The following is a 23,874-nucleotide window of genomic DNA, read 5'->3' as shown; positions in this document are numbered from 1 at the left end:
TCAGGAACATTCTAAGAATGAGAATAATGGGAGTCTGATGCCGCCGCAAGGCAATATCTCTGAGGTCGTTGCCCACCCCGTACGACTGCGGGTCCTGCAGGCGGTGGGGGGTCGCGATCTGACCACCGCCCAGCTCCGCGACCTGCTGACAGATGTCCCCCAGGCAACGCTGTATCGACACATCGCCACGCTCGTCGAGGCCGGCTTCCTCGCCGTGGCGTCGGAGCGGCGGGTGCGCGGCACGGTCGAGCGCACCTACACGCTGGGCGAGCGGATGGCTCACGTCGAGAAAGCCGAGCTGGCGACGCTCTCCGACGAGCAGATCCAAGCGGGCTTCCTCGCCTTCATCGGCGAGCTGCTTCGTACGTTCGAGGGTTCACTCGCTCTCGGCGAGGTGACCCGCAGCCACCTCGGGTTCGGCACGGGCGCGCTGTACGTCGACGAGGAGGACCTCGTGCGGATCCAGCAAGGATTCAACGATCTCATCGCCCCGTACGTCGGCGAGGCGACCGGGAAACAGCGCGTGATGCTGTCCACGGTGCTCCTGCCGACCGAGTAGCGCCGTACGTCCCATCGACACGATGGGGTGCTGCGCCGCGATCGCACTCGTCGACGAAGATCCTGAGCCTCAGCCGACGACCTTCAGGTCACGCTCGGTGTTGTTCAGACGTCTGCCGCCGTCCTCGGTGACCGTGACGATGTCCTCGATGCGGACCCCGAACTCGCCGGGGAGATAGATGCCGGGCTCGACCGAGAAGCACATCCCCTGCACCAGCGGCTGTTCTTCGCCCTCGATCATGTAGGGCGGTTCATGGGTCGTGGTGCCGATGCCGTGCCCGGTGCGGTGGATGAACCGCTCGCCGTACCCGGCGTCGGTGATCACCTGTCGAGCTGCCCGGTCGATCTCCTGGCAGGCGACGCCCGGGCGGACCGCTTCGAAGCCTGCCTGCTGCGCCGCGCGGACGACCTCGTGGACCTCGCGGATCAGGGCGGAAGGTTCGCCCACGCACACCGTACGGCTGGTGTCCGAGCCGTAGCCGTACATCAGTCCACCGAAGTCGAGGACGACCGCATCGCCGACCTCGATGGTGCGATCGCCGGCCTCGTGGTGAGGGTTGGCGCCGTTGGGGCCTGAGCCGACCACCGTGAAGTCGACCTGCTCGTGACCGGACTCCCGCAGCAGGCGGGCCAGGTCGGCAGCGACCTCCGTCTCCTTCCGGCCGGCGAACCGGACTCCGAGGATCTGCTCATAGACCGCGTCCGCGGCGGCCCCGGCGGCTGCCAGCCGGGCGAGCTCGTTGGCGTCCTTCACCGCTCGCAGCATGGGCAGGGCGTGCGTCAGCGACCGATAGGAGGATGCGGGCAACGCGCTCTGCAGCCCGAGCAGGTGCATCGCCCAGGCGGAGTCGGCGATTCCCATCGTCGCGTGCGAGGGGATCAAGGTGCCGGCCCGCGCGAACGGATCCTCACCGTCCGCCCAGTCGACGATCTGAAGGCCCGGTGCGCCCACGGCACTCTCGGCATCCGGCCGCTCCAGGGTCGGCACCAGCAGGGTCGGCTGCTGACCAGGAGTGAGGATGAGCACCGTCAACCTCTCGGTGATGGCCGTCGGCTGGTAGCCGGTGAGCCAGATCAGGTCGGGGCCGGGCGTGACGAGGAGCCCGTCCAGTCCCGCATCGGTCGCGTCGGCCACGGCCCGGCTCAACCGGGCCGCGTAGTCCATGGCCGTGATCGGCGTGGCGTCACTCATCCGGATTCCCTCCACCGTGGTCTGTCAGCTCGCCTCATCAGCCGCCCAACGTTTCGCAGCCTCGAGGTCAGCGAGCCGGAACGCGCGCGCCTGCCCTGGCCACAGGACACTGAAGACTCTGACCATAGGACCCGCCCAGCGTGCGTCGGTCACGATCGCGATCCGCTCGAACGAGGTCGGGTGACGCACACCGAGCTTCAGGTCCTCCCAGGCAGCGTCGTCGTCGTACTCGTCGAACTCAGGACCGAGGACATAGACGAGACGGACCTTGCCGTGCTCCGCGATCGCCGCCTCGACGGCAGGCATCACGACGTCTCGATAGTCCTCTTCCTCCACGTCACCGATGGCCTCGAGGCCGAGAACCCCTGCTGGCATCCCACTCAGGAGCTTGATCATAGAAGCCGACGCTAACCACAGCGGAGCAGGCACGAATCACCCCTCGCGGATGAGGCATCCACCCATCGCGCATCCGCGATCGTCGACCCTGAGAGTTCGCGGCGGGACGGGCGCGTTTCTCCGCCTGCTTCATCCGCTGAGGACGATCCGCCCACGCGCGTGTCGTTCCTACCCTGAGCCATCAACTGCCGTCGCTTTGCAAGGAGTGATGAGGATGTTCGGATGGTGCAGAACCCCCGCCCTATCGCGGTGGTCGACGTGAGCGCGGGAGACGCCGCAGCGGACCTGGCGACGCGCGCCAAGATCCCGCCCACCGCCTGGATCTCGTGGGTGGCGCTGGCGATGATGACCACGAGCTCGGTCGCCAGCCTGCGGGCAGCGCCGACGATGGCGGTCTACGGCCTGGCCTGCGTCTTCTTGTACCTGCTCCCGGCCATCGTGTTCCTGCTGCCGACCTCTCTGGTCTCCGCGGAGCTCGCCTCGGGGTGGGAAGGCGGCATCTACAAGTGGGTCTCGGAGGGAATCTCCAAGCCGATGGGCTTTCTGGCGGTCTGGTGCCAGTTCGCCATGACGATCTTCTACTACCCGAGTCTGCTGGGGTTCGTGGCGAGCACCCTCGCGTACGTGTTCAATCCGGAGCTGGCCAGCAGCGGGGTGTGGACCGCGTGCGTGATCATCGTCGTGTACTGGTCCGGTGTCTGGATCTCCTCGCGAGGCACCAAGGGAGTCGCGGGTCTCGCCAGCGGCGGCCTGATCATCGGAACCCTGATCCCCGGCGTCGTACTGGTCCTTCTCGGCATCGTCTTCCTCGGGCAGGGCAACGAGTCCGCGGCGCCGATGACCTCCGAGAACATCTTCCCGGTGTGGGCCGGGCTCGCGAGCCTCGTGCTCATCGTCAACAACTTCCTCTCCTACTCGGGCATGGAGATGAACGCGGTCCACGTGTCCTCCCTGAAGGACCCGGGCAAGGAGTTCCCGAAGTCGATGTTCCTGGCCATGGGCCTGGTCCTGGCGATCTTCATCCTCCCGGCGCTGGCGATCAGCTGGGTCGTACCTGCTGAAGAGCTGTCCCTCACTGCCGGCGTGATGCAGGCCTTCGACGCGGTCTTCGCGAACTTCGGCTGGCAGTGGCTGACCCCGATCGTGGGCATCATGCTGGTCACGGCCTCCCTCGGCGGCATGCTGACCTGGCTGGCCGGGCCATCGAAGGGCCTGCTGCTGATCTCGCGCCAGGAGGGCTACCTTCCGCCCTTCCTGCAGCAGCTCAACAAGAACGGTGTGCAGCAGAACATCCTGGTCGTCCAGGGCCTGATCACCACCGTGATCGGCCTGGCGTACGCGTTGATCCCGGACGTGTCCAGCGCCTACTGGATCTTCTCCGTCATCACGACCCAGGTCTACCTGATCATGTATCTGCTGATGTTCGTGGCCGCGATCCAGCTACGCCGTAAGCATCCCGACCATCCGCGCGGCTACCGCGCACCCATGCTCGTCGGGATGTGCGGCGTCGGCTTCGCGGCCTCCCTGGCCGCCCTCCTGGTCGGCTTCATCCCGCCATCGCAGTTTGCTTCCGGAAACTCCGGTCTCTACTTCGCCATCGTCGGTGGCGGCGCACTCGGACTCGGGCTCCTCGTGCCGTTCCTGTTCTACCGGTTCCGCAAGCCGTCATGGAAGCAGCCTGAGCCGCAGGAGGTGACCCCGTCATGAGCACCCCGACGGAGACACAGAGCAAGCGCGAACGCAGCTGGATCTACATCACCGCCCTGGTCGTCCTCGGCATCCTCCTCGTCGTCGGGCTGATCGCCTTCAACTCGGCCCGGGAGACCCGCAACGCCGAGGAGAAGGCCGACGAGCTGATCGCCGCGCTCGAGGATGCGGGCGCTCAGGCCCCGGACAAGGACCAGATCGTGCGGGTCCTGGGTGACGACGGTGGGGCGACCTGCGAGGACCCGAACGACGCGCTGAATCGCGCCATCCTGCTGTCGCAGCTCTCGAACGGGGCGTCCGGCCCCGGCGCGCGCCCGGTGGTCGTCGACAGCCGGGTCTTCCAGGGCCAGAAGCTGATCATCGAGATCTACTGCCCCGACGAGCTGGACGACTTCAACGAGTTCGTCGACGACCTCGAGACCGATGACGTGGTGGGTGAGTGAGACATGGATCTGAGGGGCCGCATCGCTGACCTCATGCCCCAGGCGCGGGAGGAGCTGGCCGAGCTGGTCGCCATCAAGTCGGTCGCCGACCCGCGCCAGTTCCCACCCGAGGAGTGCCACCGTGCCGCGCAGTGGGTGCTCGACCACTTCGCGGCCCTCGGATTCGACGATGCCCGGCTGGCGGAGACCCCGGACGGCAGCAACGCCGTCGTGGGCTCTCGACCGTGCACACGACCCGATGCGCCCACGGTGCTGCTGTACGCCCATTACGACGTGCAGCCGCCGCTCGACGACGCCGCCTGGCAGACGCCGCCGTTCGAGCTGGTCGCGAAGGACGGGCGCTGGTACGGCCGCGGGACCGCGGACTGCAAGGGCAACATCCTCATGCACCTCCTGGCGCTCCGCGCCTTGGGCGAGGACGTACCGGTGAACCTCAAGCTGGTCGTGGAGGGGTCCGAGGAGCAGGGCACGGGGGGCCTGGAGGCGTTCGTGGTCGACAACCCGGATCTGCTCCGCGCCGACACGATCCTGGTCTGCGACACCGGGAACGCGGCCGTCGGCCAGCCTGCGGCAACCGTCAGCCTGCGTGGCATGGTCAACGTGGTCGTCACCGTCGAGGCCCTGACCTCGGAGCTGCACTCCGGCATGTTCGGCGGTGCGGCCCCGGACGCCCTCGCAGCCCTGATCGCGATGCTGGCCGGCCTGCGAGACTCGGCCGGCAACACCACCATCGAGGGGCTCGACAGCACCCGACGCTGGGAGGGCCAGCCGTACCCGCCCGAGCAGTTCCGCAGCGACGCCGGGCTGCTGGACGGGGTCCAGCTGCTCGGGGACGGCTCGGTGTCGGACATGCTGTGGGCCCGGCCGGCGGTCACGGTGCTCGGCATCGACTGCCCACCCGTGGTCGGCTCGGCGGCGGCGATCGTGCCCAAGGCCGCGGCTCGGCTGAACCTCCGCATCCCACCCGGGCTCGCGCCGGACGTCGCGAAGGAGGCACTCGAGGCGCACCTCCACCGGACCGCGCCCTGGGGTGTCCACGTCACCATCGAGGTGGAGGCCACCGGCTCGCCCTTCCGGGCCACGATCGACGGACCGGCCTACCAGGCGATGGGCAAGGCGATGCTGGAGGCCTACGACAAGCCGATGGCGACCCTCGGGCAGGGCGGCTCGATACCGCTGTGCAACGTGTTCACCGACACCTACCCCGACGCCGAGATCATCCTGATGGGCGTGGAGGAGCCGCAGGCGTTGATCCATGCGCCCAACGAGAGCGTGGACCCGCGCGAGATCTCCACCATGGCACTGACCGAGGCGCTTTTCCTGCAGCGCTACGCCGCCGCGACGACCTGACCGGACGGCCCCCGACGGATGGATCGACAACTTCTTCTGCCTCATCCGAAATTCGCGCGGCGCCCTTAGGCTGAGCGACGTGGACCTTCCTGTGATGCCGCCGATCCTGCCGATGCTCGCGAAGCCCGCGAAGGGCGTGCCGACGGACGGCGGCTATGCGTTCGAGCCGAAGTGGGACGGCATCGGTTCTAGTTGTACGTAATCGCGCTAAGATGCCCGTGTGAAGGCACGGCGCCGTGACGCCGGGCCGCAGACGCGGCGCGGGGTTGGTTACACGCGCTACTCGACCGACGAGCAGGGTTCAACGGCTGAGCAGCGCGCGATCAACGACGCCGTGGCCTCCGAACACGACATCGTCTTGATGCACTCGTTCGCCGACGAGGGTGTTTCCCGCAGTCTCGCCGACCGCCCCGGCCTCCAGGAGCTCTTCGACTACCTGGAATCCAACCGCGACGTGCACTATCTGGTTGTCAATGAGCTCGAGCGGCTCACTGCGGGTGTCGGACAGCGCCAGCAGATCACTACGGTGTGCAAGCGCCTTGGCATCACGCTCGTGACCGAGGACATCGGCCTGATCGACCCGCACGACGAGGACGCGATGTACGATGCCGACGTCCGCGCCGTCAACGCGAAGGGCGAGGTGCTCAAGGTCAGGCGTCGCACCCGTCGCAACCTTCGCGCCAAGGTCGCCGCCGGTTCCACGATCGCCATGCGCCCGGCGTACGGCGTACGCATGAAGCCTCTGATTGTCGACGGCATCGAGCTTCCCAGCGGGATGCCGGCCTTCGTCGGGGGCCGCAAGGTGCGATCAGGCGAACTCGAACTGCACCCAGACGAGTACCCCTGGCTCGCGCAGATTTTCGCGTGGGCCGACGAGGGCGTCCCCTCCGATGAAATCGCCCGACGACTGAATGCGGAAGCGGTGCCGACCAAGACAGGACGATCCGGCTGGGGCGGAAACACCATCAACGGAATCCTCGACAACCCGCTCTACAAGGGTGAGCTCGTGTGGGGCCGTCGGCAGGTGCTTCGCGACGAGAACGGCAAGGCCTACCTGGAAGCCCGCGCCGAGGACGACCCCGGACGTGTGGTGATGGCTTCCCCGCTCGGTCCACTCGTGGACCTCGACCTGTGGAACCGCGTGCACACCCAACGCATGGCTCGACGCGGCGAACGCCGCATGAAGAAGCGCGTCGTTCCCGAGCACGTCCTGGATCGCTTCGTCTATTGCGCTCGCTGCGGGCACCGTATGTACGCCCGAGTCGACAATCCGGGCAAACCGAACATGAAAATACGCATCAGGTTCTACTGCCCCGGCACCCGACCTGGGATGGTCGCCAAGGAGGGTTTCCCAGGCACCTGCAAGCGCGTGAACAGCATGCTTGCCGACCGCATCATCAAGGGTGTCGGATCGCAGCCAATCCGTGGTGGCGCCACGGTCAAGGTCGCAGTCAGCCGCGGCGTCTCTAAGGACCAACATGCCCGCAAGCGTGCCGTTCTCGAAGCCCGCATTGCGGAGTCTGAAGCCGAGTGGAAGAACGCCAAGCGACTGGCCATCAAAGGCCTTCTCGACGACGACGACCTCGAGTCAGCGAAGCACCATACCGACGGAGCCGTCAGCGCTGCGCGGACCGAGCTGGCAGATCTCGGCGACAGCGCGCGGATAGAGGTTCTTCCGTTCGCTGGCGAGATAGCCGAACGGTTCGCCGAACTTGCCCAAGGTTTGGAAGACGATTCAGTACCGGTCGCCCTACGGCAGAGACTGCTACGCGACTTTGGCGTCGACCGCATCTACGTCGACAACCCAGTCGTCCGCGTCGAGCTGCTCTAGCGACACCCCAGCCAAGTACGCTTCGCGCTTCGCCTTGAACACAGCCACCGCCCGCACTGCCCGTGTGTCCTGCTCCGGCGTGAGCAGCCTGACCACCTCGCCATCTCGCGGCGCCTCCCGCTGCGCTCGTCGGCCTGAGGCCACCGCGCCAGAACCCGGCCGCGCAGGAGACACCGGCGCGGCTGGAATCGCACCACGCCCGGACACCGCGCTCATGGCCATTGCACCCCCTGGGTAGTCGGGCGCAGCACGCAGCGCCCTACTACCCAGGGTTGAACCCACTCGGTCAGTGGCCATCTCACGCCAGGAAACTCACGTACGGTGACGTAACTACAGTGGCTTAACGGAACGCCGCGAAAGTCTCCTCCGACCTGGTCAAGCTAGATCAGAGGCGTTTCTGGCTCACAATTTAGGAGCACGACGGGAACACCCAAGGATCTAGGAGCGAAACCCAGTGGCCGTCAGCCCGCCAATGGCTCTCCCGCAGCCCCGCGACGACGTTGGGCGAGACGTTCACCGAGGCGGAACTGCCGGTCCCAGTTTGGACTGTACTCAACGCCACACAGAGCCAGGACTCGCACCAACGACTCGCGCGTCTCGTCGCTCGGTTCCACTCCCAAGCCATTGCGCAAACGGTCCTCGCACTCGCTGTACCACCGCAACGCCATTCCCAACTCGCTGCAGTTGCCGTGCATCTCCATCATGAGGCGGTACATCTCCTCGTTGTAGGGATCCAACGAGACGACTCGTTTGCACAGGTCGATGGCCGCCAACTCTCTGCCCTCGGACACCGCGATCACGATCAGGCCGTTGAGGACCTTGACGTACAGCGACTCAGCCCACATGCGCTCCTCGCGGGCCCACTCAGACTCGTCATCGGGCAGAAACGGCCCATGATAAAGAGCTGCGGCTTCAGCGTAGGTGGCCTTTGCCAGTTCCATATCTCCGGCTTCAGCAGCTGCCGCTGCGGACTGCGCGAGCGTCGAGAAGTCCGTGATGTCGACACAAACGTCCTCCGTGACCAACTCATACCCGAAATCCACGTATCGCACCTCAGCCACCGGGACTCCCGCCTGCTTCTCGCACTCACGGAGCACCCTGCGCAGCGCGTGAACGGCGACCTTTAGTGATGCGTTGCCGCCCCCGTTGCTTCCCTCCGGCCACAGGACGTCAACCAACTGACTCTTCGGGATCACTCGGCCTCGTCGCATCGCGAGGTACTGAAAGAGCTTTCGTGTCTTCCCCGCCCGCAAGCCTGCCGCAGGCACCCCCTGGACACGCACTTCAGATGTGCCCAGCATCTTGACTTCCAACCTTCGATCTGTCATCTGCTCCCCTGAGACGTCCGGCTCGATCATGGCCCCGAGAACGCCACCGGTGAAAAGTGTTGCCACTGTGGCTACACACTCCCACCCTGCACTACGCCTGAGCATCGCGTAACTGTTTTACGCGAGAACGTTTAGTGCTCTCAGGTTTACTTTCGTCACGACGCCGCGGCCAAGCGGCGTGGCGTCGGCCGGTCGACCAGCGTCAGGAAGTCCATGTCGACACCGAGCTCGGACTCGGCACGCTCGATCAACATGGCGGCCTGCAGAGACCCACCACCGAGCTCGAAGAAGTCGTCATCAGCACCAACCGCCCCCAGGCCCAGGACATCGGCGAAGATCCCGCAGAGCCGTTTCTCCCGCTCACCCTCCGGAGCCGAGAACGGTGCACTGAGCTCGGGGCGATCGAGCGGTTGCTCACTCAACGTCAAGCGGTCGATCTTCCCGTTCCGGCCGGTCGGTAGTGGTCCGACGACGTACCGGCGCGGCACGGACGGCGCCGGCAACCGCGCTTCCAGAAACGACCGCACGGCGTCGACATCGATCTTGCCGTCACCGTCGACGTAGGCCACCAGAACGCGTGATCCCTGGGGCGGCTCATGAGCAACTACCGCGGCGGTGGCGATCACGTCCAACGACAAGAGCTCGTGCTCGATCTCCGCCGGCAGAACCCTGACGCCGTCGATCTTGACCTCGTCGTCGATGCGGCCCACGACCTCCACCACTCCGTCGGCACCGAAACGGGCCAGGTCTCCGCTGCGGTACAGCACCGGAAAGGGGTCCGAGTCGATAGGGTTCGCAACGAACTTCGCTGCGGCGCGGGCCTCGTCGTCCAGGTAGCCTCTGGACAGGCTCCTGCCCGAGACGCACAGCTCGCCGATCACGCGGCGAGGAACCGGGTTCAGCTCGGAGTCCAGAACGTACATGTTCACGTTTCTCACCGGCCGCCCGATGGGCACCGCAGACAGCCGTTCTCGGGGGACGTCGTGCATGAGCCGGGTGGCGTCGCACAATGACACGACGTTGGCCTCGGTGGACCCGTACACATTGAGCACCTGGTAGGTGCAGGACATCGAGGGCCACACGGCCAGTCGCTCACCCGCCACTCGCAGCGAGTGGAAGGACCCCGGCACGTCCGCCTCCAGTTTGATCATCTGTTCGGCGAAGGCGGTGGGCATCTGCGCGTGCGAGATGGCTCGCTCCTCGATCCACTTCCAGGCCGTTCGCGGATCGCGGCCCAAACCGTCCGGGGCAACGACCACAGTCGCTCCCGCCCAAAGGCTGGGAAATAGGTCCACCTGAACCAGACCCACGCCCGGAGGGCAGAACCACGACGCCCGTGAGTCCGGCGCCAGTTCCGACGCCGCGGCGATCGCTGCCGCGGTGTTGGCCATCGGCCCGTGCCTCAGCTCCACCGCTTTCGGTGTCCCCGTCGAGCCGGAGGTGAACGCGATGTGACTGGTGGCATCGGGGTCCAACTGGGGCGAGACGTTGGACTCGACATGCAGGTCGATCGTCGAGTCGTGGATGTCCATGTCGACCTCGATGATCTTCAACCCAGCCGCAGCGGCACTGTGTCGCACTGAGTCGGTGCTGCTATCTCCCACCACGACCGCGGTCCGCGACTGGCGTAGCTGCGCCTCTACTCGCGCCGGCGGGAGCGTCGGATCGATCAGCACCACGGGACAATCGGCCAAGAACGCAGCCAATTGAGCCACCGCACTCTGCGTACCTCTCTCCAGCCCGACCGCCACAGGCTCACGCGGCCGTACCTGGCCGGCGATGAGTCGAGCGTTCGCCACCGCGAGCCTCGCCAGCTCGTCATAGCTGGTCGAACGCTCACCCTCCTCGATGGCGCACTTCTCCGGACTCGCCAGTGCGTGTCGCAGCACTGCCCGCCACACTCCGAACGCGGGTCCAGGTTCAACCGGCCCCATCCCGACCGTGAGCTCGTCTCGGACGACGGACCTGGCCCGCTCCTCGGCCCCGTCCTCTCCCAGCAGCTGAGCCACCGACGCGGCGAAGCCACGCACCTCGTCCGTTCCAGCCATCGGACCACGACCGATGAACTCGACCATGTCCCCGGTGACCTCCACCGACATCATTGCGGCCGGCGATCGGACCACGCCGTCGGTGACGAGCTCGACGTCCACCTGGACGCCGGAGGTGGCACTCCTGGGCTGCTCGCGATACCCGTCGTCCTGAATGCAGGTCCACGATCCCTCGGCATCGTCCATCTCGACCACGCCGTCAGGCCGGTAGCGAGTGGCAACTCTGGTGAGAACCTCGCGCGCACCGCGGGTGCCGAGCGCATCCCATACAGCGGCGCGGAAGTTCGTCGAATAGGTACTCATGTTCGCACGTCCGTTTCCGTGACTCGAAGTGTCGAAAAACTGCTCGTGAAGCCATCACTGGTCGACGCGGTGACGGAGTCGAGAAAGTTGCTCACGATCCGGTGGCCGTCGCGGCTGCCATGGCTCTCCGGATGGAACTGGATGCCAACGGCCAACGCGCCGACCCCGATCCCCATCACCACACCGTCATCGGCGGCGTTGGCCATCACACGAAGGCTCGGACCGGCGGTCGCGGGGTTGACCGCCAGCGAGTGGTAGCGGGCGACTTCGGCCTCTGCCGGCAACCCCGCGAAAACCCCCGACCCGCCATGAACCACACGCGAGATGTACCCATGCCGGGGGCGGTCAAGCTGTTCGATGGATGCACCCGCCAGCAGACCTAGGACCTGGTGTCCCAGGCACACGCCCAGCACGGGCTTGGTCTCCATCGTCGCCAAGGCCACAGGCACGTGGCACGAGTGCGATGGATGCCCGGGCCCAGGCCCGAGGACCACAGCATCCGTGCGTGGGTCGGTGGCCTCTCGAACGACCGACTCGACACCAACCTTGTCCGGCCGGACGACCGCCACCTCCACACCGGGTCGCCTAACGACGTAGTCGGCGAGCACGTGCACGAAGCTGTCTCTGGCGTCGACCACGAGGACCTTCATGAGCACCTCTTGACTGCTTGCCGGCTGCCGGAGAGTTTGGTCTGCACTTCCTCCCACTCCTTTGCCAGGGACGAGTCCCACAGCACCCCGCCGGCAGCTCTGATGCGGTGGCCCTGCGGCAGCACCTCCACCATCCGGATGCAGATGGCCGAGTCGAATCGACCGTCGGAGTAGGCGTAGCCGACCACCCCCGCGTACGCCCCGCGGGCCTCTGGTTCCAGGGCGGAGATGATCTCCATCGCCCGGAGCCGCGGCGTACCCGTCATCGTGCCGGCGGGGAAGACCCTTCGTAGGGTCTCGAAGGGACCACGACTGCGGTCCAGCCGCCCGGCCACGTGGGAGGCGAGGTGAAACACGTTCCCGTACGCCTCCACCTCGAACTCGCTGCGCACCTCGACAGACCCACCCACACACGTGTTCGCAATGTCGTCGCGACACAGGTCGAGCAGCATCAAGTGCTCGCCGAGCTCCTTGGCGTCCGTCTCGAACAGAGCCAGCATCGCCGAGTCCACCTCTTCGACACCTGAGCGACGCACCGTGCCGGCCAACGGGCGGAGGTGCAGCTCAACCCCATCGGACTTGGCGAAACACTCCGGGCTCGCACCCACCAACGTCCGCCCATCGCTCAACGGCCACATGAACGCGTACGGAACCTGCGAACGGCTCGTGAGCTCCTTGAACAGGGCGCGGGGGCACATCGAGCCCTGGTCACGGACGCTGTGGCTCAGCACGACCTGGTAGGCATCACCCCGGGCGATGTGTTCGATCACCGCCTCGAAGGCAGCCCGGTACGAAGGGTCAGCGCCCAGTTCGGGTGCCGCACCGGAGTCCGCTGACGCACGAGGCGGCGCGTGCGGCCGCTCCGGGCTCCCGGCGCTCATGCTGACCTCGTGGACTGCTTCGGGAAGCACCAACTCAGCAAGGAGCGTGTCCTTCGTGACCCCCGGAGGGTACGGGATCGAGTCATCGGCATGCGTGGCCTCGAAGGCGAGGTGAAACAGAACCGGGGTCTGCTCCGCGACCTCGCGGATCCCGGGCTCATCCAACGCCGCATCGAACAGCACCCACGGCCGAGTCTTGAACCGTCGGCCCAGGGACCACCAGCCGCGGGTCAGAAGATGGTCAGGATCGAACACTTCGAACCTGTCCACGAACACAGACACGCGTAGCCTCACCCCACGAGCGATCAGGGTCGGCGTACTCGAGGTCTGATCGTGCAGCAGCCACACGTCGGACGATTGCTCGCCCTCGAGCTCAGCCCACACGGACCCATCGTCGTGAACCTTCATCGCGACGACCGTGAGTCGACGAGGCGCGCAGCCTTCCAGCTAGCCGTAGCACCAGTCTTGGTACGCGGGTTCAGCGAGTCGGCGAACTCGACCGTCAACGGCATCGCCAGCAGGTCGCCCAGCGCCTTGCCGACCTCCGGTGTGCGGTTCGCTGGATCAGGAACCAGCAGCCGCAGTCGCGCCTCGGGCGACTGGTGAGAACCAGCGATGAGGACCTGGTATCCCAAGCACCCCTGCAGGTCCTGCAATGCCGAGCGCTCCACATCGTAGGCAGAGACCCGGCGCCCGTCGCCCGTCAGAACCTGGTCGGCTACCCGCCCCAGCACCGTGAGCGTTCGGCCCGGATAGCCGTCGAGAGGGCCGGGCTCCAGCGCAACCAGATCGCCGGTTCTGAAGCGAATCATCGGGCGCAGCCCCGGGATCAACGACGTCACCACCAGCTCACCCACCTGGCCCACCGCAACGGGCGCACCGTCATGGGGATTCACCAGCTCGACGTGGTAGTTCAGCTCATTTAGTCGCAGTGACCCGTCCGGCCAACCCGAGGCGACGCACAGCGCCTCTTGGGATCCGTACATCGCCGGCGACACCCGTGCCCCGGGCCAGAACGACTCCGCACTCGACCGAAATTCCGGTGTGGACAGCTCGCCCAGCACCAAGAACCTCTTGATGGCGAAGTCCTGTGGGCTCAGTCCCGCGGCCGAAGCGACCTCGGCAAGCTCCAGCACCATCGACGGCGCGCACACCACATGCGTCACCTTGAGCTGTCGCAGGATTCGCAACGCTTTCGACAAGCCCACGCGGGGCGAATCCGGCCACAGCTTGACCTGTGGAACCCCCACCGTACGAGCCACCGCCCCGAACACGTCTCCAAAGGCGTAGAGCTCGCTGGGGCCCATGATTGCCACCACGGATGGGCGCCCGTCCTGGGCCAGCATCGACGTCCACGCACGGATCAGCGTGCGATTGCTGGCCCACACCTCCAGCTCCCCGCGGGGGCACGGCGTGGGCGGGCCGGTGGTGCCGGTCGTCTCGTAATAGACCTCCGCCTCGGCGACCGAGCCGGCCAGAATGTCCAGGCCGGCCTCGACCAGATCTGCCTTCGTGGTGAACTCGCCGGTCCACTGACGGCCCAGCTGCTCGGCCCGCCGGGAGTAGAACACAGACTGTCGCGCTACCAGGGCACGCACCTGCTCCAATCGCTCAGCCCGCCAAGACTCCAGGACGGGCGAGCGCGGGTCCCCATCCCAGCGGTTCTCCACGTTCTCCCACGCGCGCTTGAGAGCCTCAGGCCGTCGGTCCTCCGTTGAAATCGCCACGCGGCCACCGTGCCGGAGGAGGGTTGCCCCGCGGTTTCCACCCACGCGCCCAGCCATACCGACGCTTAGCCCGACACCACCCGGTCCGGCTACCGGGACTACGAACCGGCCAGCTCCATGATGACGCGTGCCGTCTCCGCCGGATGAGTGACCATCGGCCAGTGCCCGGTAGCCAGCGTGCGACGCTCCCAGCCGAGCTGCTCGGTGGACAGGTTCTCGACCGGTGGGTTGGTGACCAGGCATTGCACATAGGCCACGCGCGCCGCCTCTGCGCGCATCGGGTCCTTGATCGCCGCCTGCCTGTACGTTGCGACCGGCTGCCCGGTCAGCCGCGGCCGCATCCACGCGAAGTCAGCATCGCTGATGCCGTGCCCCGGATAGAGCTGGTCGAGCTGCTCTCGCGTGAACCACGGGATCGCTCCATCCTGCGCCAGACCCGTCATGAACGCAGCCACACCAGACCCCATGACTTCGAACCATGACTTGTTGGGCTTCGGCAGGATCGCGTCGATGAAGATCAGTCGCCCGATACTGTGCGGCTGTCGTTCCAGAACGGCAGCGGCGACGTAGCCGGCGAAGGAGTGGGCAACCAGGGTCACCTCGGAAAGGTCAGACAGCACCTCACAGACGTCCTCGACCCATGCGTCCAGGTCGACGGCTTCCGCTGGAGTGGCATCACCGCCAGTAGTGCGCAGCTGGGGCGTCACGGATTGAAACCCACACTCTCTCAACAGTGGCGTGATGCGCTCCCACACCCAGGGCCCGAGTCCACTACCACCGATGAGCACGATGGGGTTGTTGGCATTCATGCGTTCACTCCTACGCGATTGATGAAGTCGTCCAGATCCGTGATGAACTCGGTGGCAGCGTCAAGGGAGGCGACGTGGCCGCCGCCGTCATGGGCGTACCAGGCGACGAGGTTGTTCTCGCGTGCGGAGACCGCACGCCCAGCGAAGTCCCCGCTACCGAACACGCTCACCGCGGTCGGCACGCCCGCGGTGACGGCATCGACCTCGGCTGAACCCATGGAGTAGATCCGCATACTGCTTCCGGCGCTGCCCGTCAGCCAGTACAGCGTGGCGTTCGCCAGGATGAAGTCCATTCCAAGCCCGAAATCGTCGCCGAGGCCCCCTTGCCACAACTGGTACTTGTCGAGCTGCCAGACAAGCAGACCAACTGGCGAATCAGAGAGTGCGTAGGCCAGCGAGTCCGGGCGGCGGCTCTGCAGGTGAAGGTACCCACCGCTTCCCGCCACGAACTCGCCCAGCCGACTCCAGGCCGACTCGTCGCTCGAACCTTCAGCCATGAAGCCCTTCAGGCCCGCGCTGACATGGACGCCGATGACCCGGTCAGGTGCGATCGCGCCGGCCGCACGGGCCACCACGGATCCCCAGTCCTGTCCATGGACGATGAACCGGTCGTGGCCCATTGCCGCCATCGCGTCGGCCAGGAGCCGCGCCGAGTCGGCAACCGACCAGGCACCGAGCGGCACCTGGGACGTACCGAATCCTGGCAACGAAGCCAACACGACTTCGGATACCAGAGCTCGTAGTGGCCCGATCACCTGGTGGAACGCGAGGAAGGAGGTCGGCCAGCCATGCAGGAGCAGGATCGGTACGCGGCCGGCCCCTGGGAATCTGGCCACGTGCACGCCCTGGCCACCTACGTCGAGGACCTCGTGGTCGCCGAGTCCCGGGCTCTGCGGTTGCGCGAGCCACTGCTCCCACTCAGAGACGAACCGTTCCACTGTCGATGCCGTGACTCCGCGCGCCCGGCCATCGGCGGGCGGCAACACCGGCCATCGCGTCTCGCCCAAACGACGACCGAGTGCCTCCATACCCGGCCCCCCACCAGGGAGGGCACCCACGAGAAGTTGGTAGCATGCTGTCACATCACCCACGTTAAGAAACTGACAGGAGCCTGTCAAAAGGAGGGCATCGTGACGGATGTGGATGTCGACGCAGCCCTACACGCCATCTTCGACGCGAACCGTCGCCTACGCGACGCCAGCGAGCGAATCTCCGCAGCAACGGGCCAAACACACTCTCGTCGGATGGTCCTGCAGGCCGTCGGCGACCGCGCCACCGTGCCGGACATCGCCCGCAAGCTCGGGCTCCAGCGCCAGAGCGTCCAGCGTGTGGCCGACGAGCTGGTCCGGGACGGCCTGGCTCGCTACGAAGAGAATCCTCGCCACCGCCGGTCGCCGCTGCTCGCCGCCACTGCGGCCGGCAAGGTCACGCTCGCCACGATCCAGGACGCTCACCATGCATGGGTGCGGGAGATCGAAGCCACCGCCGACGATGTCGACTGGGCCCGCCTTCGAGGTGATCTCGACCGCATCGCGCGGATCGTGGACGGCCTCCACCAGGCGCAGGAGTAGATCGCGCGAGCGTCAGCACAGCAGACCTCTCGCCAGATCCGTACCGACCCTCCGCCGCCTACTCGAGTCGATGGGCCTGAGCTGACTCGGGGGTCCGAGCCGATCTGTCACGCGGCGGGCCGCCGGCGGCGAGGTCGTCGAGGTTGGCGCATAGATCGTTCAGGTGCTGGTCGGGAAAGAAGTGGTCGCCGCGGTATCCGGTCACTTCGAAGGGGCCGGTTGTGAGCTCGACCCACCGCTTGACTCCCTCGGGGTCGACGTCCGCGTCCTCGAGACCGTAGCTGGCAGAGATCGGACAGCTCACCGGCTCCGGGTCAGGCGCGTAGGTCTCGGCCAGAGCAAAGTCCGCGCGCAGGAGGGGCAGGAACATCGCCCGCAGCGAGGGCTCTGCAAACACCTCCGGCGGTGTCCCTCCCAATACGCTGATCGCCGCAGCAAAGCTCTCGTCGTCGAGCTCGTGCCTCACCAGGGCGGGTGGTTGAACCGGAGCTTCGGCCGCTGCAACCCCAAGCCCATCGACCTGGACGCCGCGCCCCTGCAGTTCCTTCGTAGCAGCATGGGCGATGTAGGCGCCCAGACTGTGGCCCTGGAGCAGGAGCCTTCCGCGAGCGGCGAGGGTTTCCAGTTCGTCGCACAACGGGTCGATCAGCTGTGAGATGCGCGAAGCAAGGGGTTCACCCAGTCGTCTTTCCCTGCCGGGAAGTACGACCGCCATCGCACGGTGGGGACTGCTGAGCCTGCCCACGAAGCTGTACGCGCCGCGGCCGGCGGGCGGAAAGACCACGACCGTGGTTCCCGCCCGCCCGCCGGGTATCTCATGCAGGAACCTTGCCTGCATCCGCACGACTTCCCCTCAGAACCAGTGCCACGCTTACGGCCGCTACAACAAGGATGCCTGTGGACACCCACATGGCACTTCCGATGGTGCTTTCGTCGAAGGCACCCTTCGTGCCTACCCCCAAGGCGATCGCCGTCAGGGAGGCCAGCCCGATCGCCTGGCCCAGCTGCCCGAGCGTGGTGACGATGCCCGATCCCAGCCCGGCGTCTTGCATGGTGAGGTTCGTCAGCGCGGCGGTCTGCGCGGCCGGGAAGGTCACGCCGCCGCCGAGACCTACGAGGATCATCCCCGGCAAGAGGCCTTCCCAGAAGCCGTCGCCGAAGGGGCGCGAGGCCAGGAGCGCCATGCCGACAGCAGCCACGCCCAAGCCCGTCATCATGACGCCGCGCACGCCCACGGTTGGCATCCTCGCGATGGCCTGCTGGATGCCGACCATGAACACGATGCAGTACGGCACCCACGCTAGTCCGTTCTGCAGGGGCGAGTAGCCCAGCAGCGACTGCATGTACAGGACCAGCAGGAAGAACATGCCTGCGGTTGCTGCGTTGAGCAGGCCCAGACCCAGGTAGCCAGCTGCCCGGACGCCGTCCTGCAGGAAGCTCAGTGGCAGCAGCGGCGTCGAGGACCGGCCCTGCAGGGTGACGAAGGCCGCCAGGAGCGCCAGCCCGATGAGCAGCGGGGCCAGGGTCGTACCCGACATCAGGCCGTGCTCGGCGATCTGGAGGATGCCATGCACCAGCGACACGGTGCCTCCGGTGACCAGCAGGGCGCTCAGGGGCCCGTCGGAGATCTTGCCCTGCATCTTGGACTCGGCCACCAGGCCGACGATCAGTACGGCCGGGATGATCGCCAGGGGCACGTTGATCCAGAAGATCCACCGCCAGCTGATGAGGTCGACCAGGGCCCCGCCCAAGAGCACGCCGGCTACAGACCCCAGACCGGACAGTCCGCCCCAGATACCGAAGGCCTTCTGAAGTTCCTTGGGGTCGGAGAACGTCAGGGCGATGATGCCCAGCGCCGCGGGCGCCGCGAGGGCCTCGGCGACACCCTGAAGCACTCTCGCGCCCAGCAGCACTTCGGCGGAGGTCGACGTCGCCGCGACGACGGAGGCCACTCCGAACATGAGGGCACCGGCGACGAACACCTTGCGTCGTCCGACGACGTCGCCGAGTCGACCGCCCATCAGGAGGAGACCTCCTGCAGCCAGTAGGTATCCGTTGACGACCCAGGTGAGCATCGAGTTGGACATCTCGAGGTCGTCACGGATCGACGGAAGAGCCACGTTCACGATGGTCGCATCGAGGAAGATGATGAATTGAGCCGTGGCGAGCACCCACAGGATCGTCCATCGCTTCGGGTTCGGCGCGCTCTCACTCCCCCACTCCGACTTCTGCGCATCCACCGTCGTGTCGTCGTTGGGCGAACTCACGTTGTCTCCTTTGTCGGCAGGCTTCTCGCCCGCGAAGTTGCGTACACGCCCACACCATCAGCCAGGTCAGTTACGTATCGGTTAGGTATCCGGCAGCCTCCGAAGCCGGACCCACCGACCCTTTACTCCGGCTGGTCTAGGAATGGCCGCGGAGGTGGTGCATATGCCCAACGTTCTGAGCCCGGTAGGTGTTCGCCAAACTGATCTGGCCCGCGACGAACCGCTCGCAGGGTTGCTCGACGCTGAGGTGCGTCGTGCGCGCTCCGCGGTGCCGTTGGTGGCCTCGGCGTCCATCGGGCACCCCGAGATGCGAGCGCTGGCCGGTTCCGAGTTCGGAGACCTGACTACAGAGGGTTACCCGGGCGCACGCTTTCACCCCGGATGTGAAGTCTTCGACCGGGTCGAGGAACTGGCCCAGGCCCGAGCCTGCTCGGCTTTCGGGGCATCGTTCGCAAACGTGCAGGCACACTCGGGTTCCACGGCGAACCAGGCCGCCACGGCCGCGCTGGCCAGCCCTGGTTCACGGGTGTTGTCCATGGATCTGAAGGCCGGCGGCCATCTCTCGCACGGCGCGCGAGCGTCACAGACGTCGCGCTGGTTCGAGTACGTCCACTACGACGTCGACGGCGACGGATTCCTGAACTATGACCAGATCCGTGCACAAGCACGCGAGGTGAAACCGGCTCTCATCATCTGCGGCGCGAGCTCGTACCCACGGCAGATCGACTTCGCGGCGTTCTCGGACATCGCCCGGGAAGTCGGAGCTGCCCTCATCGCCGACATCTCTCACATCAGTGGACTCGTGGTGGCCGGGCAGCACCCCTCTCCCATCCCCCACGCCGACCTCGTCACCACCAGCACCTACAAGCAGCTCGCCGGGCCGCGCGGAGGGCTGATCCTGGGCGGGACGAACGTGCCAGACGCTCAGGCCCTGCACCGACGAGTCGACCAGGCCGTCTTTCCGGGCCTTCAGGGTACGCCCAACGGCGCAGCGGTCGCGGCAAAGGCGTGGGCGCTCGGTTACGTGGCCAGCCCCGAGTTCCGCGCGATCGCCGCTCGCATCGTCGACCTGGCGCGCATCGTCGCCGACCGGCTGGCGAACCATGGCCATCGCATCGTCACGCGTGGAACCGACACGCACATGGTGTTGGTCGACACGTCGGCGGCCGGGCTGTACGGCTTGGAGTCCGAGCGAGCGCTCGAGGAAGCCGGGATCCTGGTCAACCGCAACGCCATCCCCCACGACCCCCGGCCGCCCAGCCGGCCCAGCGGAATCCGACTGGGGCTGAACAGCCTTGCTCAGCTCGGCGCCTCGGACGCCGAGGCAACCCTCGTCGCGGACATGGTCGCCGCGGTGCTCGCAGCTCTGCGGCAGGCAGAGACCGACCAGCTGCGGGACACGATCGAAACGACCCGTATCGAAACGGCGACGCTGATGGAAGAGCTCTGGACCACGTACTCAGAGGCCACCGCAACGAGAGGCGTATCGGCATGACCACGACCAACCACGACTCGTTCCCTCTCACCGCCACGCAGGAGGCCTATCTGGTCGGGCGCGGCACAGGCGTGGACTTCGGCGAAGTCGGTTGCCAGGGTTACTGGGAGTGGCAACGCCCCTACCAGCCGGGCGACGAGGCCAAGGTCCGCGATGCGTGGACCACGATCGTGGAGCGGCACCCGTCGCTCCGAACGGTGATCACCGGCGGCCGCTCGTCGCAGAGGACGCTCCCTCCGGGGTCCGCGTGGACCTTCACCTTCAACGACTGGTCCCAGCTCCCACCCGATCAGGCCGACCACCAGCTGGCCCAGCTTCGAGACCAACTGTCGCATCATCTGTTCGACCCCAACACCTTCCCCCTGTGGGACGTGCAGGTGTCGTTGATGCCTGACCAGAACGCCTACATCCACTTCAGCCTGGACCTGTTGGTCGCCGACGCGTGGAGCTACTACCAGGTCCTGGTCCCGGAGTTCGCGGCTCTTCTTCTCGGCCAAGACCTGCCGGCGGTGCCGGAAGTGTCGTTCCAGGACTGGGTCATCGCCCAGGAACGTGCCACCCGCGAGTCGGCCTCGTGGCGACGAGCAGAGCAGTACTGGGTCAACCGGCTGCCGAGCCTGGCCCCCGCCCCGCAACTGCCTCGAGGACCGGGCGAGGGGACGGAGTTCACTCGCTTGGAAGACTCCGTGGACGCTCGCGGATGGGCTGCCATCCAGAAGACCGCCGGCAAGCGACGGGTGGCCGGAACAGCACTCGTGGCAGCAGCGCTCGGTGAGGTGCTGCGACGTTGGGGGGCCGGTGAGAAGTTCACCATCACGGTGCCCACCTTCGTGGCATCACGTGCATCCGAGGCGTACGCGGGAGTGGTGGGAGACTTCACCAGCACGATCCTCCTCGAGGTGGACGGGGCCGGCGACTCGTTCGCGGCCCGGGCCCAAGCAGTGCAGCGGCAGCTGTGGAGCGACCTGCCCCACTCGGCGTTCAGCGGCATCCACGTCGCGCGCGAGATGGCTCGCACCTCGGGCGCCACACAGGTCAGCTTCCCGTTCGTGCTCACCAGCCTGCTCGGTCAGCCCCCTCGCCGCTACCACACCGACCTGGGCGTCTCCACCTACACCAGCACCAGGACGCCGCAGGTGAGCGTCGACGTGCAGGTGGCTGAGGTCGAAGGCGCCTTGGCGTGGAGTTGGGACTTCCGGCGCAGTGCGTTCCCGCACGGCCTGATCGAAGACATGTTCACGGAGTTCGGTCGAGTCTTCCGTGACCTGTCGCGAGACGACGTCTGGGACAGCGCCGACTGCATAGCCCAGCTCCCGACCCGCCAGGCGGCCGCGCGAGCGCGCGCGAACAGCACCCACGGTCCCGTTCCGGCGAACACCTTGGGTCAGTCGTTCTGGAGTCACGTCGAGTCACGACCCACCGCAACGGCGTTGGTGAGCGAAAACGGCAACCGCCTGACCTACGCCGAACTGGCTCAAGCCGCGAGAAACGTCGCCGGGGCAGTCACCGAATCCGCCCACGCCGACGGCCCGGTCGCCATCGTGCTGGCGAAGCAGACCGCGCAGTTCGTCGCCGCGCAGGCGGCGAACTATGCCGGCCGCACGTTCGTCGCCCTGGACCCGGACCAACCCCTGACCCGGCTGCAGCGCGCGTTCGACTCAGCGTGTCCCGCTCTCGTCATCGCAGACGAGCCGCTGGCATCAGCACTCGCCTCGCTCACGCAAGCCCCCGTGCTCACGGTGGCCAAGGCACAGGCGCACGAGGCTCTCCGGATCCAGGCCACACCCCCTGAGGCGTGCTACGTCGTGTACACATCCGGCACGAGCGGGAAACCCAAGGGCGTGGTCGTGGGCCAAACGGGAGTGGCGAACGCGTTCGCCCACATGAGCGAGATCGGAGCGATCGACCACACCGACGTCGCCTACGCCGTCTCCCCCTTCCATTTCGACCTGGGCATGTTCGAGGCGCTCGGCATGCCGGCCCTCGGAGGGACAGTGGTCGTCGCACCGCCCATCGTTTACCCGCTGAGGTGGCTCAACGACGTCCAACGTGAACGGGTCACGGTGTGGAACTCCACCCCGGCGCTGCTGAGCTTGCTGCTCGATGCCGCCGAATCCCGAGGAGAGACCCTCACCAGCCTGCGTACGGTGATCCTGGCCGGCGATCGGATCCCGGGGCACCTGCCCCACCGCCTGGCGGGGCTGGCGCCCAACTCGCGCCTCATCGCGTCGGGGGGCCCGGCCGAGACCTGCGTGTGGTCGGTCTACTACCCCGTGCCCGTCGACTTCCCGGCGTCGAGCCCCTCAGTTCCCTACGGGTTGCCCATGCGCAATCAGCGTTATCTGCTGCTGGACCACCTCGGCCATGAAGTGCCCGACTGGGTCGAAGGCGAGATGGTCGTCGAAAGTGAGGTCGGACTGGCCGAGGGATACCTGAACCTCCCCGGCGAGACCACAGAGAAGTTCCTGCACGCCGCCACCCCCGGTACCCGCCGATACGTCACCGGAGACATGGGCCGTTGGAGGCCGGACGGACTCATCGAGATCACCGGTCGCAAGGACTTCCAGATCAAGGTCAACGGCATACGCATCGAACTGGGCGAAGTCGTCGAAGCACTCAAGACCCTGCCCGAGGTCCACGACGCGGTGGTGGTGCAAGCAGGCGGGACCTCGGATTCACCCCTGGTCGCTTTCACGAGGAGCGACGACGTCGCGATGAGCGAGATCGCGGTGAAGACCCACGTGTCGAACCTGCTTCCACGCCCGGCGGTACCGGCAAGGGTCATCGCGGTCCCGCAGTTCCCGCTCACCCCCAACGGGAAGGTCGATCTGCTGTCCCTACAGGAGACCGCAGCTGAGGCCGTCGCGGCCGCGGCGTCCCAAGACGACGGATCCGTCGAACGCGATGCCATCGAGGTCGTCCTGTCGGCCTGCTGGCTGAGTCTCCTCGGGCACCGGATCGGGCGGGACGACAACTTCTTCAGCGTCGGCGGCACCTCGCTGGACGTGGCGAAGGCGACGATGCGATTCAGCTCCTTGACAGAGTTCGACGTCGATGCCCGGACGATGTTCATCCACCCCACGGTCCGGTCAGCGGCCCGAGCGCTCCTGGAACGTCACGGCCAAGAGATGCTCAACCGATGCAAGCTGATCACCAACGCCTAGCGGCAGCGGTGCAGCCCGCCATCGGCGCCATAGGGGCGTGGCGCTCCGCCTGACAGCCGAGAAGGCTGATGCGGTGAAACTCAATCGCCCACGACCGTTGCTGGAGGGATGGCGGGGCCGGCTCCGCCATCCGCATTTGTCGCACATAACGCGG

Annotated in this window: 20 protein-coding genes; 9 read left to right on the top strand and 11 right to left on the bottom strand. The window is 66.7% G+C overall.

The window, feature by feature from the left end:
• Positions 1–37 precede the first annotated feature (37 nt).
• Entirely contained in the window at positions 38–559 is a 522-nt protein-coding gene (locus tag ABT304_RS11765) for a helix-turn-helix domain-containing protein (RefSeq protein ID WP_350715323.1), read from the top strand.
• Positions 560–628: 69 nt separating this feature from the next.
• Here the strand turns inward: ABT304_RS11765 and ABT304_RS11760 are convergent, their stop codons facing one another.
• The gene (locus ABT304_RS11760; protein ID WP_350715322.1) at positions 629–1,750 is read right to left on the bottom strand and encodes an aminopeptidase P family protein; all 1,122 of its coding nucleotides are present in this window, start codon (positions 1,748–1,750) and stop codon (positions 629–631) included.
• A 24-nt stretch (positions 1,751–1,774) separates the two neighbouring features.
• A complete protein-coding gene (locus tag ABT304_RS11755; protein WP_350715320.1) occupies positions 1,775–2,146 on the bottom strand; it encodes a SpoIIAA family protein in 372 nt (123 codons plus the stop codon).
• Positions 2,147–2,368: 222 nt separating this feature from the next.
• Here ABT304_RS11755 and gadC point away from each other — a divergent pair, with 222 nt between their 5' ends.
• The 5 genes from gadC to ABT304_RS11730 all read left to right on the top strand — a co-directional run bounded on the left by gadC (position 2,369) and on the right by ABT304_RS11730 (position 7,477).
• Complete coding sequence (gene gadC, locus ABT304_RS11750; RefSeq protein ID WP_350715319.1) at positions 2,369–3,853, top strand: glutamate/gamma-aminobutyrate antiporter GadC; 1,485 nt, start codon at positions 2,369–2,371, stop codon at positions 3,851–3,853.
• On the top strand, positions 3,850–4,296 hold the full coding sequence (locus ABT304_RS11745) for a hypothetical protein (RefSeq protein WP_350715317.1): 447 nt from the start codon (positions 3,850–3,852) through the stop codon (positions 4,294–4,296). The genes gadC and ABT304_RS11745 overlap by 4 nt, the downstream gene beginning before the upstream one ends.
• A 3-nt stretch (positions 4,297–4,299) precedes the next feature.
• Entirely contained in the window at positions 4,300–5,646 is a 1,347-nt protein-coding gene (locus ABT304_RS11740) for a dipeptidase (protein WP_350715315.1), read from the top strand.
• A 79-nt stretch (positions 5,647–5,725) separates the two neighbouring features.
• Positions 5,726–5,848 carry a hypothetical protein gene (locus tag ABT304_RS11735; RefSeq protein ID WP_350715313.1) on the top strand — a complete coding sequence of 41 codons (123 nt, stop codon included), beginning with the start codon at positions 5,726–5,728 and terminating at the stop codon, positions 5,846–5,848.
• A gap of 18 nt (positions 5,849–5,866) precedes the next feature.
• Positions 5,867–7,477, top strand: coding sequence for a recombinase family protein (locus ABT304_RS11730; RefSeq protein ID WP_350715311.1), 1,611 nt, complete (start codon positions 5,867–5,869; stop codon positions 7,475–7,477).
• A 461-nt stretch (positions 7,478–7,938) separates the two neighbouring features.
• Here the strand turns inward: ABT304_RS11730 and ABT304_RS11725 are convergent, their stop codons facing one another.
• The 7 genes from ABT304_RS11725 to ABT304_RS11695 form a co-directional block, all read right to left on the bottom strand.
• A complete protein-coding gene (locus ABT304_RS11725) occupies positions 7,939–8,835 on the bottom strand; it encodes an AfsR/SARP family transcriptional regulator (protein ID WP_350715309.1) in 897 nt (298 codons plus the stop codon).
• 125 nt (positions 8,836–8,960) lie between these two features.
• Positions 8,961–10,955: a non-ribosomal peptide synthetase gene (locus ABT304_RS11720; RefSeq protein WP_350715307.1), complete on the bottom strand. Its 1,995-nt coding sequence runs from the start codon at positions 10,953–10,955 to the stop codon at positions 8,961–8,963.
• 197 nt (positions 10,956–11,152) lie between these two features.
• The gene (locus ABT304_RS11715) at positions 11,153–11,806 is read right to left on the bottom strand and encodes an anthranilate synthase component II (RefSeq protein ID WP_350715305.1); all 654 of its coding nucleotides are present in this window, start codon (positions 11,804–11,806) and stop codon (positions 11,153–11,155) included.
• Positions 11,803–12,942: a chorismate-binding protein gene (locus ABT304_RS11710; RefSeq protein WP_350715303.1), complete on the bottom strand. Its 1,140-nt coding sequence runs from the start codon at positions 12,940–12,942 to the stop codon at positions 11,803–11,805. The genes ABT304_RS11715 and ABT304_RS11710 overlap by 4 nt, the downstream gene beginning before the upstream one ends.
• Before the next feature lie 149 nt (positions 12,943–13,091).
• Positions 13,092–14,414 carry a phenylacetate--CoA ligase family protein gene (locus tag ABT304_RS11705; protein WP_350715301.1) on the bottom strand — a complete coding sequence of 441 codons (1,323 nt, stop codon included), beginning with the start codon at positions 14,412–14,414 and terminating at the stop codon, positions 13,092–13,094.
• Between the two features lie 98 nt (positions 14,415–14,512).
• Entirely contained in the window at positions 14,513–15,223 is a 711-nt protein-coding gene (locus ABT304_RS11700) for an alpha/beta fold hydrolase (protein WP_350715300.1), read from the bottom strand.
• Positions 15,220–16,251, bottom strand: coding sequence for an alpha/beta fold hydrolase (locus ABT304_RS11695; RefSeq protein WP_350715298.1), 1,032 nt, complete (start codon positions 16,249–16,251; stop codon positions 15,220–15,222). Before ABT304_RS11695 ends, ABT304_RS11700 begins: the two co-directional genes overlap by 4 nt.
• Before the next feature lie 216 nt (positions 16,252–16,467).
• Between ABT304_RS11695 and ABT304_RS11690 the strand changes: the two genes are divergently transcribed.
• A complete protein-coding gene (locus tag ABT304_RS11690; protein WP_350715296.1) occupies positions 16,468–16,794 on the top strand; it encodes a MarR family winged helix-turn-helix transcriptional regulator in 327 nt (108 codons plus the stop codon).
• A gap of 58 nt (positions 16,795–16,852) precedes the next feature.
• On the opposite strand, the gene ABT304_RS11685 is transcribed toward ABT304_RS11690, so the two are convergent.
• Both ABT304_RS11685 and ABT304_RS11680 read right to left on the bottom strand, forming a co-directional pair.
• Entirely contained in the window at positions 16,853–17,632 is a 780-nt protein-coding gene (locus ABT304_RS11685; protein ID WP_350715454.1) for a thioesterase II family protein, read from the bottom strand.
• Positions 17,610–19,061 (bottom strand): MFS transporter, encoded by a 1,452-nt coding sequence (locus tag ABT304_RS11680; RefSeq protein WP_350715295.1) that lies wholly within the window; start codon positions 19,059–19,061, stop codon positions 17,610–17,612. Before ABT304_RS11680 ends, ABT304_RS11685 begins: the two co-directional genes overlap by 23 nt.
• Before the next feature lie 163 nt (positions 19,062–19,224).
• Here ABT304_RS11680 and glyA point away from each other — a divergent pair, with 163 nt between their 5' ends.
• Together glyA and ABT304_RS11670 are read left to right on the top strand one after the other, a co-directional pair.
• Entirely contained in the window at positions 19,225–20,556 is a 1,332-nt protein-coding gene (gene glyA, locus ABT304_RS11675) for a serine hydroxymethyltransferase (protein WP_350715293.1), read from the top strand.
• Positions 20,553–23,720 (top strand): non-ribosomal peptide synthetase, encoded by a 3,168-nt coding sequence (locus ABT304_RS11670; protein ID WP_350715292.1) that lies wholly within the window; start codon positions 20,553–20,555, stop codon positions 23,718–23,720. Before glyA ends, ABT304_RS11670 begins: the two co-directional genes overlap by 4 nt.
• Positions 23,721–23,874: the final 154 nt, after the last annotated feature.

Origin of the sequence: Nocardioides sp. NPDC000445 (genome assembly GCF_040300245.1) — a bacterium.
Classification (GTDB): domain Bacteria; phylum Actinomycetota; class Actinomycetes; order Propionibacteriales; family Nocardioidaceae; genus Nocardioides.
The sequence above is the reverse complement of the archived record's forward strand: the minus strand, read 5'-3'. Positions and strand labels throughout refer to the sequence as shown.

Coding starts and splice junctions, on each gene's coding strand:
- ABT304_RS11765 (WP_350715323.1), top strand. CDS start 38: ATGCCGCCGCAAGGCAATATCTCTGAGGTCGTTGCCCACCCCGTACGA.
- ABT304_RS11760 (WP_350715322.1), bottom strand. CDS start 1,750: ATGAGTGACGCCACGCCGATCACGGCCATGGACTACGCGGCCCGGTTG.
- ABT304_RS11755 (WP_350715320.1), bottom strand. CDS start 2,146: ATGATCAAGCTCCTGAGTGGGATGCCAGCAGGGGTTCTCGGCCTCGAG.
- gadC (WP_350715319.1), top strand. CDS start 2,369: ATGGTGCAGAACCCCCGCCCTATCGCGGTGGTCGACGTGAGCGCGGGA.
- ABT304_RS11745 (WP_350715317.1), top strand. CDS start 3,850: ATGAGCACCCCGACGGAGACACAGAGCAAGCGCGAACGCAGCTGGATC.
- ABT304_RS11740 (WP_350715315.1), top strand. CDS start 4,300: ATGGATCTGAGGGGCCGCATCGCTGACCTCATGCCCCAGGCGCGGGAG.
- ABT304_RS11725 (WP_350715309.1), bottom strand. CDS start 8,835: ATGATCGAGCCGGACGTCTCAGGGGAGCAGATGACAGATCGAAGGTTG.
- ABT304_RS11715 (WP_350715305.1), bottom strand. CDS start 11,806: ATGAAGGTCCTCGTGGTCGACGCCAGAGACAGCTTCGTGCACGTGCTC.
- ABT304_RS11700 (WP_350715300.1), bottom strand. CDS start 15,223: ATGAATGCCAACAACCCCATCGTGCTCATCGGTGGTAGTGGACTCGGG.
- ABT304_RS11695 (WP_350715298.1), bottom strand. CDS start 16,251: ATGGAGGCACTCGGTCGTCGTTTGGGCGAGACGCGATGGCCGGTGTTG.
- ABT304_RS11690 (WP_350715296.1), top strand. CDS start 16,468: ATGGTCCTGCAGGCCGTCGGCGACCGCGCCACCGTGCCGGACATCGCC.
- ABT304_RS11685 (WP_350715454.1), bottom strand. CDS start 17,632: ATGCAGGCAAGGTTCCTGCATGAGATACCCGGCGGGCGGGCGGGAACC.
- glyA (WP_350715293.1), top strand. CDS start 19,225: ATGCCCAACGTTCTGAGCCCGGTAGGTGTTCGCCAAACTGATCTGGCC.
- ABT304_RS11670 (WP_350715292.1), top strand. CDS start 20,553: ATGACCACGACCAACCACGACTCGTTCCCTCTCACCGCCACGCAGGAG.